Below are 15,610 nucleotides of genomic sequence, written 5' to 3' on the forward strand. Positions count from 1 at the left end.
TTTTCCACGTAACCATCAGCATTTCATAAATCCGATACCTGGCAACCCCTTTGGGGAAGTCAAAAGTCAAAAGTCAAAAGTCAAAAGTTTATTTTTCGAGCTTTCCTTTAGTCGTGACGATTGATTTAGCAATAATTTTAATTAATTGTTCACACTCATCTAAAAGGTTTTTTACTTGTGTCTCAGTCATCATTTCTGATTTAATTAACAGCCTCAACCAATATCTTGTTTCTTTTGCTTCTTTTAAAGCTATTGATTGTTTACTGATGAAATCTTTATCGCTCTCTGCGGAACGAGATTCTTCGAGATTAGCACCTATGGAAGTTCCTGCTCTAAATAATTGATTAGCCAATCATCTGGATGTGCCTGGTTGTTTATCTAGATAGGAACAAAGCTTTGTTATCCTAACAGCAAATTCAAATGCTCTATCAGGAATTGGGATGTAATTACTCATACAGCATATTGCAGGTAAATGAAGTACGCGCTTCGGGGCATGGCAGTGCCAGTGCCCCTACAATCAACGATAATCTGTACCTCACTAACTGGCAATCTGCTGTATTACAGCTATTTTCAGGTAAATAAACCACGCTGTAGGGGCACGGCACCGACAATCTTTTGGTACATACAATAATTTTACTAGTGCCGTGCCCCTACGACAGGTGTGGTTCAAATAGGTGAAAACTGCTGTAATTAAGTATACTAAAGCTCAAGTATACAATAAGAGTCTGAAAATACTTATTTTTGATTTTTGACTTTTGACTTCCCCACCAGGGCGTGTGATAACAAAAGCCTGGTTGAAAATTACGTGCTGGGCGAGACATTGTAAGGTGTAAAAGCAATCAGATCAAGTTTGATTGCGATCGCATCGACTCAGATTGCAATCAGATCGACTTTGACGACAATCAGATCAACTTTGATTGCAATCAGATCAAGTTTGACGACAATCAGATCAAGTTTGATTGCGATCAGATCGACTTTGATGACAATCAGATCAAGTTTGATTGCAATCAGATCGACTTTGATTGCAATCAGATCGACTTTGACGACAATCAAAACGACTTTGATTGCGATCGCATCGGCTGAAAAAGCTCAGACAGTGGCTATTTTTAGCTTAAGTTGACACCAATGGCAATGCCATGCGCCTACCATTTGTCGAATTATTTTTTTAATTGGTATAATTTTTATCTAATAATTACTGATTACTTAAATTTATGTTAAGAGAAATTTCCTTAGCGATCGCAACTGCGACTATATCTTTAACCAGCTTTATTCAAAGTCCTGTAAATGCTAATATTACGGCTAAATATCAAATCGCCCAAAGTTCTAATCAAGTAAAAGGAATCACTATCGAACGCCTGGGAATTGGTGGTGTAAAACTTGATATGTCGGAAGCACAGGTAAGAAAAATTTTAGGTAAGCCTGTAAAAGTAGAAAATCAATTTATGCCTGCTATTGGTAAAGTGCGCACGCTGAAATATCGGGGTATTTCTATTGATTTAGCCGAAGATTTTCCGGAAAATAAATTCACTGTTTATCAAATAAAAGCAACTAGTAATAAATATGCAACTCTAGATGGTGTCAAAGTTGGTGACAGTCCATCAAAAATTACTAGAACCTATGGTAACACTGATGCTTATAAAGAAGGTAATCTCACTCGCTTAAGTTACTCGATTGAAACTCCTAGTCCCGCAGGTTTAAATTTTACCCTGGAAAAAGGCAAGATTACAGAAATTCTCTGCTTTTATCTGATGAATTAAGCCTTTTTTATCAAAATAACTATGTCATTACATACCCCTCATTTCATTTGGCGAAAACCCCAAATCCAGGGACAACCTCCCTCACCTAGATATGGACATTCTGCAATTTTGTATGAAAATTCCATGATTGTATTTGCTGGAGAAAGTAACGAGACTGGCGACACCTTTAACGATGTTCACTTGCTAGATTTAGAAACTTGGACTTGGACGCAACCTGAGATTTTTGGCAATATTCCTGATAGTAGAGGCTTTCATACTGCTGTTTTATATCAAGATAAAATGCTGGTTTGGGGAGGATATAAAGAAGCAAAAGACGGCGGATATACTTTTACTGATGTTGCTGTGCATATCCTCAATCTTAAAACCTGGGAATGGTCGCAAGTTATCCCTAATGGTACGCCACCAGCACCTCGTTCTCATCATAGCGCAGCTTTATATCAAGATAAGTTATTTATTGATGGTGGTTCTTTTGATATTTACGCAGCCTATGAAGATATTCATCTCTTAGATCTCTCACAAATGTGCTGGATCGATATCCAAGTTGAAAACTGTACTGATGCTGCTTTAGCTGGATTGAAAGTACGTGGTAATACATTAATTAAGTTTCTGGGGGATGCGGCTTACGGCGGATTCTGCGAAGATATTTTTACTTTAGAATTGGGTAATTTGGATTCGGAAAGTCAAATTAAATTACAATGGCAAAAAGCTGAATTTATCGGCATAGAGAATTATTCATATCAAATTATTCTGCCGGATGATGATGAGGAAGAATACTCTGATGAGTTTGATGATGATAGTGGAATTCCCTATCGTACTGTTCACAGCTATGGAGAATTTGGCGATAATTTAGTTTTATTTGCAGGTATGGCTCCAGGTAATGGCGTGAGCCATGTGACTATTGGCGATTTGGTATTATTAAATCTGCCTGCTATTGGCGATAGTAATAGCGGAACTTATAGGGGGATTATTCCTGAAGTAGAAGGGAAATTTCCACCGCCGCGATTTGGTCATTCGACAATTCAATTTAAGCAGCAAATGATTGTTTATGGTGGTTTATGGATTGATACTCAAGTTGGTAATAATAGCTATGATAATGATGTTTATATTTTAGCAGGTTGAGGTTATACGAATTTAGGATGAAGTTGCATAAAAGTATATTTTTTTTAACGCAAAGGTACGCTAAGGTTTACGCATAGGCGCTTCGCCTTCCCGCAGGGTAGGTACGCAGAGTTTTTTCAGTTACATTTTGGTTATTGGTAAGGGTTTCAAGCATGTTAACATTACTTACTTATCTATTTTTGCTTGTTTTGGTGAAATAAATTGTCGATGTGGGAATACTAAGCCCGGTAGTTGAGGTTGATGCTATGCTGAATATTCCCGGATACAAGATTGCTAAAGAAATCTACAATGGCTCAAGAACATTGGTTTATCGGGCTATTCGGGAGACTGACGCATTACCTGTTGTGATTAAACTGCTGAAAAATCCCTATCCTAGCTTTAGCGAACTCTTATCTTTTTGCAATCAGTACAGCATTGCCAAAAATCTCAACTCACCTCTAATTATTCAAATCTATAGCCTCGAACCATACCAAAATGGTTACGCCCTGATTATGGAAGATTTTGGGGGAGTTTCTCTGCTGGAATGGCAAGCTAATAGTAGGGGAAGCTTTCTCGGAGAGTTTTTAGAAATTGCGATCGCACTTTGCAAAGCTTTAGATATATTATACCACGAGCGCATAATTCATAAAGATATTAAACCTAGCAATATATTAATTAATCCGGAGACTCAACAAGTTAAATTAATTGATTTTAGTATTGCTTCTTTATTACCGCGAGAAACGCCAGCAATAGTTAATCCTAATGTGTTGGAAGGAACATTGGCTTATATTTCTCCCGAACAGACAGGGAGAATGAATCGCCCAATTGATTACCGGACTGATTTTTATTCTTTGGGTGTGACTTTCTATGAATTACTCACAGGAGAATTACCATTTCCCACAAATGATGTGATGGAATTAGTACATTCACATATTGCGAAGAAACCACCTTTATTAGCAGGTAAAAGAGCAGAAATTCCCTTGGTGATTTCTGATATTGTGATGAAATTGATGGCAAAAAATGCTGAAGATAGATATCAAAGTGCTTTGGGATTAAAATATGATTTAGAAAAATGTTTATCTCAACTTGCAGAAACTGGTAATATCAAAAGCTTTGCCATTGGAGAACGAGATATTAGCGATCGCTTTATTATCCCCGATCAACTTTATGGGAGAGAAGCGGAAGTATCTACCCTACTGCAAGCATTTGAGCGCGTGAGTCTTGGTGCTACAGAAATGATGCTGGTGGCTGGGTTATCTGGAATTGGTAAAACAGCAGTTGTCAATGAGGTTCATAAACCAATTCTCAGACAACGCGGTTATTTTATCAAGGGTAAATACGACCAATTTCAACGGAATATTCCTTTTTCGGCGTTTGTGCAAGCATTTCGCGATTTTATTGGTCAAATTTTAACTGAAAGCGATACACAAATTCAACAATGGAAACATCAAATTTTAGAAGCTGTGGGAGAAAATGGCGGGGTAATTATTGAAGTTATTCCCGAATTAGAAATAATTATTGGCGCACAGCCTCCGGCGATAGAATTATCAGGTACAGCAGCACAAAATAGATTTAATTTATTATTTAAAAAATTTACGCAAGTATTTACCAGTGTTGAACATCCATTAGTGATATTTTTAGATGATTTGCAATGGGCAGATTCAGCATCATTAAATTTGATTCAGCTTTTAATGTCTGATACCAGTTATCTTTTCTTAATTGGGGCATACCGCGATAACGAAGTCAAACCAGCAGATCCGTTAATGTTGACTTTGCAGGAAATTCAGAAAAATCAATCAATAATTAATACTATTACCTTAACGCCACTGAATCAAGTAGAAGTAAATCAGTTAGTGGCTGATACCCTGAAATGCTCAGAAAATTTAGCATGGAATCTTTCTGTCTCAATTTATCAAAAAACTCAGGGTAATCCGTTTTTTACTACACAGTTTCTCAAATCATTATATCAAGAAAATTTTATTCAATTTGATTTTGCACTAGGTTGTTGGCAATGCGATATTACCCAGGTAAATCAGCTAGCGCTTACAGATGATGTTGTGGCTTTTATGGCATGGCAATTACAAAAAATGCCACAATCAACGCAAAATATTTTACAATTGGCTGCTTGTATTGGTAACTCTTTTGATTTAGCAACTTTGGCAATTGTTTCCCAACAGTCAGAAATGGAAACTGCTGCTGATTTGTGGAAAGCATTGCAAGAAGGATTGATTTTACCAATTAGTGAAGTTTATAAATTTTATCAGGCAAATGAGAGCGATCGCTTAGAACAATTTACCCTGGAAGAAGGACATAATAAACAGTTAGCAAAATATAAATTCTTACATGATAGAGTACAGCAAGCCGCCTATTCCCTGATTCCCCAAGAGCGAAAACAAGCCACCCATCTGCAAATTGGACAATTACTCCAGCAAAATCTTTCGCCAATCCAACAAGAAGAAAAACTGTTTGATATTGTTGGGCATTTGAATAAAGGTATTAAGTTAATTGTTGAACCATGTGAACAAGAAAGATTAGCTCAACTAAACTTAAAAGCCGGAGCAAAGGCGAGAAATTCTACAGCATATGCAGCAGCTAGAACATATTTTCAAATCGGACTGGAACTTCTACCAGAAAATTGCTGGATACATCAGTATGAATTGGCTTTAAATTTGCATATTGCGGCGGCTGAAGCGAGTTATTTAAATAGTGACTTTGAAAGTATGGAACAGATAGCAACCATAGTCTTGCTATCGGCGCGAACAATTTTAGATCGAGTGAAAATTTATGAAATTCAAATTGCCGCGCAAGTTTTACAAAGTAATGTATTAGGAGCGATCGCGGTTGGTAGAAAAGCATTAGCACAATTAGGGGTGGAACTACCACAACAACCCGATCCAGACTTGATTGGCGCAATGCTACAACAGCTTACCACCCAATTAGCAGGCAGAGAAATTGCCGACTTGATCAATCTCCCCTTAATGACAGATCCCACCACAGAAGCGGCTATGGAACTGTTGGGTATGTTGTTTTCACCAATTATCCAAGGAATGCCCGGTTTATTACCCTGGTTGAGTTCGATGATGGTAAGTTTATCTCTACAATCGGGTAATACTGCGGCATCCACAACCGGATATGGTATTCACGGTATGGTATTGTGTGGATTCTTGGAAGATCCTGCCACAGGTTATGCTTTTGGTCAATTGGCGCTGAATTTACTGGAAAAATTACATATTAAACCGAATAAATCCGGAGTACTTTCTCTGTTTGGCTGCTTTATTCAACATTACCAAGAGCGATTAGATGCCACAATTCCACTTTTGTTAACAGCCTACCAAACTGGCATCGAAACCGGAGATTTTTTACATGCTGGTTTTGCTCTGGGTGGTCACAGTGATGGTAGGTTTTTTAGTGGTGAAGAACTGAATAGTTTTGTTCAAGTCATGGCTGATTATAGTTTGGCATTGGCTCAGGTGAAACAATATTCGGCTCAAATATATCTAAATTTGGGAAAACAAGCCGCAGAAAATTTCATAGAACCAGTCAGCCAACCAGATTACTTGATTGGCAATACCTACAATGAAACCTTGATGCTAACCAAGCATCACCAGGATCATGACTTGATTGCGATCGCGCAAGCTTATATCTACAAACTGCTACTTGCTTGCTATTTTGCTAATTATACAGATGCACGGGACTATATCGCCCAAGCCCAGCCTTGTTTAATGGCAGTTTCCGGCACGATTTTTGTGCCCATTTTCCATTTTTATGCGGCGCTAACTTATCTCGGACTTATCCCCACCCAGCCAGAACCACAGCAAGCCGAACTGCTGACTGCTGCTAGCAACCATCAAACAATTCTGCACCAGTGGGCGCAATATGCACCGATGAACCACTTGCATAAATGGTATTTAGTAGAAGCGGAACGTCATCGAGTATTGGGTGAAAAATTTGCTGCTAGCGAATGTTACGATCGAGCGATAAATTTGGCTCAAGAACATCAATTTATCAACGAAGAAGCCCTCGCCAACGAATTAGCAGCCAAATTTTATCTGCAATGGGATAAACAGCGCCTTGCTGAAGAATACACAATCAAAGCCTACTATAACTATGCTCGTTGGGGTGCAAAAGCCAAAGTTAACGACTTAGAAAGACGTTACCCGCAACTTTTGACTGCTATTTTACAGTCAACTCGCCCTCACCTCTCACTGAAGGAAACCCTCATCGCCAGGGAAACCTTCACCTCCGCTAGTTCTTCTTCTCACAGTATCTCTAATTCCCTTGACTTAGCTACCATTCTCAAAGCGACTCATGCTATCTCTGGGGAAATTGAACTAGAAAAACTGCTTTCCTTGTTGCTGTCGATTGTGATTGAAAATGTGGGGGCTGATAAATGTGTGTTTATGATGCTGCGAGACGAACGCCTGTTAATCAAAGGGTTAGTTACTGTGGGAACGGAGCCAGTGATTTTACAGCGTATTCCCATTGAGGAAAGCCAAGATATTCCCCTGAAGCTCATCTACAAAGTCAAGCACAATCAACAAACTGTTGTGCTGTTTGATGCAACTGCCGATTTGACTTTAGCAAATGACCCATATATTATGCGTCAACAGCCAAAAAGTAGCTTGTGCAGTCCAATTTTACGTCAAGGTCAATTGCTAGGTATTTTGTATCTAGAGAATAACTTAGCCACAGGAGCCTTTACCAGCGAACGAGTGGAACTGCTGAACTTAATTTGCACTCAAGCAGCAATTTCTCTAGAAAATGCCCGACTTTATCAAAAGTCTCAAGAATCTCTCGTAAAATTGCAGGCTAGCGAAACCCGCTTCCAAAATTTGGCAAATAATATTCCGGGGATGGTGTATCAATTCCGTCTCGCTCCGGACGGTTCAACTTCCACGCCTTATGTGAGTTCTGGCTGTTTTGACTTGTATGAATTAGAGCCAGAATTAGTCATGGCTGGCGTACATAGCCTGAGTGCTATGCATCATCCTGATGATGATCTGAATATAATCCAAGCAACGATGGAATCTGCCCAAAATTTAACACCATTTGCCCATGAATGGCGGATTGTTTTGCCTTCAGGAACTGTAAAATGGGTACGCTCTGCTGCTAGGCCAGAACGACAAGCCGATGGTGCAATTTTATGGGATGGGGTGCTAATTGATATTAGCGATGGTAAAAAAGCAGAACTGGCTTTGCAACAACAATCACTTGACTTAGAACAAGCCCTAACAGATCTCCGAAACGCCCATTTACAAATTGTACAAAGTGAAAAAATGTCTGCATTGGGCAACTTAGTTACTGGTGTCGCTCACGAAATGAATAATCCGTTGGGCTTTATTTTTGCTACTCTTCAACAGACTAAACCAAATTTTGCTGATATCGCTGAACACTTGCAACTCTATCAAGAAATAATAGAAAATCCTGGCGATGAAATTCAAGAACATGCCGCAGAAATTGAATTAGATTATCTCTTAGAAGATTTACCCAAAACCATCGATGCAATGGTGATGGCTTGCGACAGACTGAAAAATATTAGTACCAGTCTGCGGACATTTTCTCGCGCCGATAAAGATTACAAAGTACCATTTAATATTCATCAAGGCATTGATAGCACGATTCTTATTCTGAAACATCGTCTCAAAGCTAATGAACAACACCCAGCAATTGAAGTCATCACCCAGTATGGAGATATACCCCAAATTGAATGTTTTCCCGGACAATTAAATCAAGTATTTATGAATATTCTGGCGAATGCGATTGATGCTTTAGAAGAAGCAAATATTGGTAAGAGCTTTAAAGAAATTCAAGCCCAGCCTAACTGCATTACAATTACAACTGCATTAGTAAATAAAGTGGTGAAAATTGTCATTAGTGATAATGGTAAAGGCATGAATGCAGAAATTCAACAAAAAATATTCGCTCATTTATTTACAACTAAAGCCGTGGGCAAAGGAACGGGATTAGGATTAGCGATCGCGCGCCAAATTGTAGAAGAAACTCATGGCGGTAAATTAAGTTGCAATTCTGTTTTAGGCGCAGGTACAGAGTTTATTATGGAAATTCCCGTCTGAGCATCCCCCGCAGGTGTATAGGCGAACCCGCCAGACATCAAGATTCCAGCAGCAAAGCCTACGCTTCCCGGAGTCCGATTTCAACTAACTGCGGTAATTGATATCTTGCACCTACAGCCTATCAGGGTGAGGCTATACAAAAATAGACGCGAAGCGGCTTCCCCCAGGGTAGCCTGCGTAGGCAGGCTCATAAACTTATTTTTTCGTTTTAGGGACTTCCAACAAATAAATTATCCAATCTTGTGGGGTGGGCAGCGTTCGACTGAGCGCTCACGCCGAAGTCTTGCCCGCCTTTGACTATGGGCGGGCGAGACGCCCACCCCACAATAAATAGTTGTATATTTTTTTATATCAATTATTTCCCTACCCCATAAATACAACAACACCCAAGCTGCGACTTGCTTAGTGATTTCCTCTGTTTACTCAGGACACACGGGGTTACAATTACTAATTACATTCTCGCTATGTAATTACGTTTACTTGTATTACCCCCTCTTTACCACATTGAGGAAATATTAGCTTTCGAGTTGGGTGTTGTTGTTAGTTGACGAGACAGACTATGTAACAGCGTTTTTTACCTCTTAACTAGCGTGGACTTCGTCTACTTGGCTGTTGTATCTGCCAGGGAAGCTCCTTAGCTTCAATTATTAAAATAGCACTATTAAATTATGGTGTCTCATTTTGAAAGCAAACTTTACTGAGATGCAAATATACACTCATTTTGTGTAACAGTTTATTAACTGTAGGGCATGGGGCATTGGATATTTATTAAACGTAACAGTGTTTATCTGGAAAAAAGCGATCGCTGTTTGTAGTCGAAAATCACAGAACAAATGTTCTAATTATAATTAGCACTTTTATTTAAAGTTGTGATGGAGTGGGGGGATGGAGTCATTAAGTCAAAAGCTAATTGTGGGGATATGTCTCACTGCATCTTGGATAACTCCAGCATTGGCGCAGCAAGATTTACTTACCCGTGCAGAAGTTTACAAGTTGCAAAATCAAGTGCAATTGTTATTGAAAGATAAACCTCCACGGGCTGCGAAAAAGGCTGATGTGTTGGTTCCTTTAGATGCACTACAAACAAAAACGCGATCGCGGGCTGAATTATTATTTAACGAAGGTGCGCTAGCGAGGATTGGTTCTAGTGCGACTTTTCTATTTAAACCAGGACTCCGGCGTTATGAAATCACTAACGGCGTTTATAAAGCAGAAACTATTTTTCAATTGCAAAATGGTACAGCTGTAATCGCCAGTGCGGCTGGGAGTACGGGAACGACAATTGAAACACCTCAAAGTCGGATTAATATCATAGCAGCCGCACCACCACCAGGTTCAGATATATTACCCCCAAATGTTACCAGTGGGGCTGTAGCTGTAACTCATAATGGTGCTACTAATACTACTCAAGTTTTTAATTTAACTAATTTACCTGTTACAGTTACCAATCTTAGCGGAACGCAAACCCAAACTTTACAAGCTGGTCAAACAGTTACTGTTAACAATGGGGTAATCAGTCCAGTACAAAACTTTGACTTACAGAAATTTTATCAAACCAGCCAATTAGCTACGGGATTAGGGCCGGGACAAGAAGCATTAGTTGCTCAAGAATCTCCGAATGTGCAGGTAATTCTGAATAAAGTGAGGAAAGAAACTTTAGCAGGATTAGAGACTCAAAAAGTCTGGATTGAAGGTTTGTGTAATGTCAATTCTCGTGGTGGAGCTAGTACGCTCTCTACGAATTGTATCACCACTAACGATGACCCACTGCGGAAATTTGAAGACGATCGCAATCCCGTGACTCCCCAACCACCAAGAACAGACCAAGACAATCCAAGCGTAGGGGATACTGGAGGTCAAACTGGCGGTCAAACTGGAAGGGATACTGGTGTACCAACAGGTGGTCAAACAGGCAATCAAGGACAAATACCGTAAAATGCGATCGCCAAATCTAGCAAACTGAATTTATTCTAAATCTTAAATAACCATGCGTACTTATAAGATTGCGCTTTGTTCGTTAGCTACCTTACTAACTTGGGACATTCATTCTAGTATCGCCGCTAATCCCATTTCCCCAACAGCAGATTCTCCGCAACCATCACCAGAAGATACAATTGTCGTCCAACTACCTGTAGTTCCTGGCGATCCCAATAATCCCGCAGATTTTCCTGTCAATGACACTAATCAAGCAGTAGATCCAGAAGATGTGAAGGATGAATTAGGCGAGATTGAAATCATTACTCCTCGTCAACAACAACCACCCCAACGTCGCCAACCTGATGTGCAACTATTACTGCGTTCCTCGGCTTTTACCAGTTCTAATATTACAGGCTTTGAAGCATTTCAACCGAGTGATACAGTATTTATTAATAGTGCTACCTTACTAGCAACACCCAAACTAGGAGAAGAAACCCGGTTAGTAGCGGCTGCTAGTGGTGGTTTGGTAAGATATGCTGACCAAGGAGACTTTAATTACAACTATCTCAACTTTAATGTGGGGATACAGCAAAGAATTGCTAGGGGAATGTATGGTCAACTAGGATGGGTGCAGGAGAGATTATATAGAGATGGAAATGGCGATCGCTTATTATTAGATGATTCGGTTCGCTTAATTGTAGGACGACAAGACCAATTAGGCGATCGCCTAAGATTAGATTCATTTTACGAACTCCGCGCCAGCTTTGCCACACCCAGCGATCAAAATCGCGTTGCTAACAGCTTAGGGGCGCGTTTGCGCTATGATATTACACCCCAACTTCAAGGTGCATTAGATTATCGCTTAAGTTTAAGAGACTTCACTCAACAAGAGAGATTTGATACGCAAAATCAAATTGGGTTAGAAGCAATTTACAGTATTAATCCAGATTTGTTTATTAGTGGTTCAGCATCCTATCTTTTCGGTGATTCATCCGATCCCAATGTGGATTTAGATAATTTTTCTATAGGTATAAGTATCGGGTTAAATGTGCCTTTGTTCTAAATAAATTATCTCTCTTTCCTTGGCGTCCTTGGCGTCTTGGCGGTTTAATTCAATATTAAATCCATCATAGCAAATTGGTATTAATTTTTATCGAATAAAAGCCTTATTTGTATAGCTATGCTTTTTCAAATTTACTTATTCAACTGGTGTGACACAGAGATAAGAGTAATACCAATTCGCTATGATGCAGGTAATATTTTATTTAATGAACCGCCTTCGCGAAGCGTCTCGCAGAGAAGACGCCAAGAACGCCAAGAGAAAGAAAGTAATTATCAAGTGCAAGTTCACAGAGAATTTGGTATGACTCAATAAATCTGTTTTCTCTCTGCGCTCTCTGCGTCCTCTGCGGTTTTCAATTCATTTGTTGAACCACAGAGGGAATAGGGGCATCTTGCGATTTTGATTGTTTCCCCCGCCACACTTTATAATATAAGATTGGCACAGCCGACCGCGATAATATCAAAGATGCTACTTCCCCAGCCATTAAAGAAATCGCTAATCCCTGAAAAATTGGGTCAGTTAAAATAATTGCTGAACCAACTATTACTGCTGCGGCTGTTAATAACATCGGACGGAATCGGACTGCACCTGCATCAATTACCGCTTCTTCTAAAGGTATTCCCTCTTTCAATCGCAATTCAATAAAATCTACCAAAATAATCGAATTTCGCACCACAATTCCAGCCCCCGCAATAAAGCCAATCATGGAAGTAGCGCTGAAAAAGGCTCCCATTAACCAATGTGCTGGCATAATTCCTACTAAAGAAAAGGGAATAGCTGCCATAATTACTAAGGGAGTAATAAACGATTGAAACCAACCGACAACAAGGGCATAAATTAACACCAACACCACAGCAAAAGCAATTCCTAAATCGCGGAATACTTCAAAAGTAACGTGCCATTCGCCATCCCATTTGATGCCGAATTTTTCTGTAGTTGGTGGTTGTTCGGTAAAGTACGTAGCAATGTTATAGCCTTTAGGATGGGAGAGTTTATCGATTTGAGATTGCACGTTGAGCATAGCATAAACTGCACTTTCAACTTTGCCGGCGACATCAGCAGTTACATAAACGACAGGCTGTAAGTTTTTGTGATAAATACTGTGATCTGCTGTGGTGGTTTCGGTTTTAATTAAGTCGCTGACGGCTACTAAATTTCCGTTGACTCCTTTGATTTTTAAGGATTTAAGGTCGGCTAAACTGGTACGATTAGCTTGATTTAAGCGTAAATTAATCGCCACATCTTCGCGGGATTTGGCATCATGTAGTAAACCCACATTTTGACCAGATAGAGCAATTTGTAAAACTTGGGAAATTTGCGCCGGACTAATACCATTAAGGGCAGCTTTTTCTCTGTCAATTATCAAATTATATTCTGTTTGTGGTGATTCCATGTACCAATCCACATCGACAATATCGGCGGTATTGTGATAAATTTGCCGGATTTGTCGCGCTAGTTCAATTTGTTTTTCGTAATCTGCACCGTATACTTCTGTCACCAAAGTTTGCAATACTGGTGGCCCTGGGGGTATTTCTGCTACTTGTACGCGGGCGTTATACTGATCAGCAATTTGCTTTAATTGAGGGCGGATAGCTTTAGCAATATCATGACTTTGGCGATGGCGATCGCCTTTTGGTAAAAAATTCACCTGCATATCTGCGATATTCGCACCAGAACGCAAAAAGTAATGTCGCACCAAGCCATTAAAGTTGTAAGGTGAAGCAGTGCCGATATAGCTTTGGTAATTAGTTACTTCTGGGACTGTGGTTAAATATTGTCCCATTTCTCGCGTTACCCTCGCCGTTTGTTCTAGGGTTGTCCCTTCTGGCATATTTAAAACAATCTGCAATTCGCTTTTGTTGTCGTAGGGTAGCATTTTCAGAATTACTAACCGAAATCCAGCTAATCCCAAAGCTGCTATTAATAACGCCAGTGTTCCCGCAATAAAAGCGTTTCCCCATTGACGACGCGCAATTAATGGACTCATGAAACGGCGATACAATCGGCTGAGAAAGTCTTCCTCTTCATGTCCATGATTGTGAGTATTATAATTCCCAAAAAACCGCATCGTCGCCCAAGGGACAACAATAAACGCCACCAAAGCTGAGAATATCATAGCGGCGGAGGCTCCTAAAGGAATTGGGCGCATATATGGCCCCATCAAGCCGCCTACAAACGCCATTGGTAAAATCGCCGCAATTACGGTTAATGTCGCTAAAATCGTCGGATTTCCCACCTCGTCTACAGCTTCGAGGACAATTTTTTGTAGCGTCTTTTGGCGGTTGCGCGATAATTGCATTCGGGTTTTGTTTTCGGGAAGTTGCAAATGACGACCAACATTTTCTACCACCACGATCGCATCATCGACTAAAATCCCAATGGAGAAGATTAGCGCAAAAAATGTTACCCGGTTTAAAGTAAAGCCGTAAAATACAAAACTAGCCAGAGTCAGCGCTAAGGTTACAGGGATGGATACAGCCACCACCATCGCCTCTTTTTTACCTAGTGCAAACCACATCAGGACAGTAACAGAAATTACCGCAATCCCCATGTGAACTAACAACTCATTAGAACGTTCCGCAGCAGTTTCGCCATAATCCCGCGTGACTGTTAGCTGTACATAGTTGGGGATGTAATTGTGCTGAATTTCCTTTAATTTATGTAATACATGATGGGAAACTTGAATTGCATTTGCACCTGGACGTTTTGCGATCGCAATTGTCACCGCATCCGCTTCACCCTGAGTTGCTTTTTTACCCTGTCCAAAAAATACATAACTAGCTGGTTCTTCTGCACCATCAGTAACATTAGCGACATCACGCAAATATACTGGTTGATTATTCGCCACGCTCACAACTAAATTTTGAGCATCTGACGCCGAGCGAATAAAGCTTTGGGTTCTAATTAATAAAGATTGATTATTTTGACTTAAAGCACCGCTTGCTAGCTCTGTATTTTGTAACTGTAAAGCTTGAGAAATATCTAAGGGAGTTAAGCCAAAGGAATTTAATCTAACTGGGTCAAGTTCGATACGTAGCTGTCGTTTTTGTCCGCCGATAATGGTAGTTTCAGAAACATCTGGTACTTGCTTAATTTGCTCATCTAATTGCGCCGCTATTTGGCGTAAATCGGTAGCGTTGGCTTGATTACTCCACAGGGTTAGAGTGAGAATTGGGACATCATCAATGGCGCGAGATTTAATTAAAGGTTGAGAAACACCAGCAGGTATTTTATCGAAGTTAGCATAGAGTTTGTTGTACAATTGGACAATAGCATCTTCGGTTTTTTGACCAACATAAAACCGGACAATGGCAACAGATGAACCAGGGCGAGAAGTAGAATAAACATACTCAACACCGGGTAATTCTTTAATTAACTTCTCCATTGGGAAGGTAACACGCTGTTCTACCTCTTTGGCTGTTGCACCAGGCATTTGCACAAATACATCTGCCATTGGCACTGTAATTTGCGGTTCTTCTTCGCGGGGGAGAACTATCGTTGCGCCAATGCCTAATAATAATGAAACTAAAATAATTAGGGGAGTTAATTTAGAGGCTATAAATTTTTTGGCTAGGTTGCCAACAAAACCAAGTTTAGGTTGTGAACTTTTACCGTTCATAAAATATGCAGTTTTGGAAGATTTGGAAAAAACGAACCGCGTTCGCCGAAGGCGTTCCCGAAGGGTAGTACACGAAGTACAC

At 40.0% G+C, this 15,610-nt stretch carries 10 protein-coding genes; 7 read left to right on the plus strand and 3 right to left on the minus strand.

Translation table 11 applies throughout. The features are described from left to right. Positions 1-88: 88 nt before the first annotated feature. Positions 89-352, minus strand: a complete 264-nt coding sequence (locus AACW45_RS20245) for a four helix bundle protein (RefSeq protein WP_242045721.1) — start codon at positions 350-352, stop codon at positions 89-91. Positions 353-420: 68 nt separating this feature from the next. Between AACW45_RS20245 and AACW45_RS20250 the strand changes: the two genes are divergently transcribed. Further along, the gene (locus tag AACW45_RS20250; RefSeq protein ID WP_190634277.1) at positions 421-582 is read left to right on the plus strand and encodes a hypothetical protein; all 162 of its coding nucleotides are present in this window, start codon (positions 421-423) and stop codon (positions 580-582) included. 288 nt (positions 583-870) lie between these two features. Here the strand turns inward: AACW45_RS20250 and AACW45_RS20255 are convergent, their stop codons facing one another. Further along, a complete protein-coding gene (locus tag AACW45_RS20255) occupies positions 871-1,053 on the minus strand; it encodes a hypothetical protein (protein WP_190634201.1) in 183 nt (60 codons plus the stop codon). A gap of 158 nt (positions 1,054-1,211) precedes the next feature. On the opposite strand from AACW45_RS20255, the gene AACW45_RS20260 reads away from it, so the two are divergent. From AACW45_RS20260 to AACW45_RS20285, 6 genes are all read left to right on the plus strand, one after another. Continuing rightward, positions 1,212-1,757 (plus strand): hypothetical protein, encoded by a 546-nt coding sequence (locus AACW45_RS20260; protein WP_190634202.1) that lies wholly within the window; start codon positions 1,212-1,214, stop codon positions 1,755-1,757. Between the two features lie 21 nt (positions 1,758-1,778). Further along, positions 1,779-2,876, plus strand: coding sequence for a Kelch repeat-containing protein (locus AACW45_RS20265; protein ID WP_190634204.1), 1,098 nt, complete (start codon positions 1,779-1,781; stop codon positions 2,874-2,876). Positions 2,877-3,121: 245 nt separating this feature from the next. Beyond that, complete coding sequence (locus AACW45_RS20270; protein ID WP_190634206.1) at positions 3,122-8,929, plus strand: trifunctional serine/threonine-protein kinase/ATP-binding protein/sensor histidine kinase; 5,808 nt, start codon at positions 3,122-3,124, stop codon at positions 8,927-8,929. Positions 8,930-9,814: 885 nt separating this feature from the next. Next, on the plus strand, positions 9,815-10,864 hold the full coding sequence (locus AACW45_RS20275) for a hypothetical protein (protein ID WP_242045720.1): 1,050 nt from the start codon (positions 9,815-9,817) through the stop codon (positions 10,862-10,864). A 52-nt stretch (positions 10,865-10,916) separates the two neighbouring features. Then, a complete protein-coding gene (locus AACW45_RS20280; protein ID WP_190634208.1) occupies positions 10,917-11,909 on the plus strand; it encodes an outer membrane beta-barrel protein in 993 nt (330 codons plus the stop codon). Positions 11,910-12,026: 117 nt separating this feature from the next. Beyond that, positions 12,027-12,221: a hypothetical protein gene (locus tag AACW45_RS20285; protein WP_190634211.1), complete on the plus strand. Its 195-nt coding sequence runs from the start codon at positions 12,027-12,029 to the stop codon at positions 12,219-12,221. A gap of 40 nt (positions 12,222-12,261) precedes the next feature. On the opposite strand, the gene AACW45_RS20290 is transcribed toward AACW45_RS20285, so the two are convergent. Next, the gene (locus AACW45_RS20290; RefSeq protein ID WP_190634213.1) at positions 12,262-15,528 is read right to left on the minus strand and encodes an efflux RND transporter permease subunit; all 3,267 of its coding nucleotides are present in this window, start codon (positions 15,526-15,528) and stop codon (positions 12,262-12,264) included. Between the last annotated feature and the right edge of the window lie 82 nt (positions 15,529-15,610).

The organism is Calothrix sp. FACHB-168 (assembly GCF_963889195.1).
Taxonomy (GTDB): Bacteria; Cyanobacteriota; Cyanobacteriia; order Cyanobacteriales; family Nostocaceae; genus Aulosira; species Aulosira anomala_A.

Bases quoted from the DNA above. Each gene is read 5' to 3' on its own strand.
- AACW45_RS20250 (WP_190634277.1), top strand. From the start codon at position 421: ATGCTCTATCAGGAATTGGGATGTAATTACTCATACAGCATATTGCAG.
- AACW45_RS20260 (WP_190634202.1), top strand. From the start codon at position 1,212: ATGTTAAGAGAAATTTCCTTAGCGATCGCAACTGCGACTATATCTTTA.
- AACW45_RS20265 (WP_190634204.1), top strand. From the start codon at position 1,779: ATGTCATTACATACCCCTCATTTCATTTGGCGAAAACCCCAAATCCAG.
- AACW45_RS20270 (WP_190634206.1), top strand. From the start codon at position 3,122: ATGCTGAATATTCCCGGATACAAGATTGCTAAAGAAATCTACAATGGC.
- AACW45_RS20275 (WP_242045720.1), top strand. From the start codon at position 9,815: ATGGAGTCATTAAGTCAAAAGCTAATTGTGGGGATATGTCTCACTGCA.
- AACW45_RS20280 (WP_190634208.1), top strand. From the start codon at position 10,917: ATGCGTACTTATAAGATTGCGCTTTGTTCGTTAGCTACCTTACTAACT.
- AACW45_RS20285 (WP_190634211.1), top strand. From the start codon at position 12,027: ATGCTTTTTCAAATTTACTTATTCAACTGGTGTGACACAGAGATAAGA.
- AACW45_RS20290 (WP_190634213.1), bottom strand. From the start codon at position 15,528: ATGAACGGTAAAAGTTCACAACCTAAACTTGGTTTTGTTGGCAACCTA.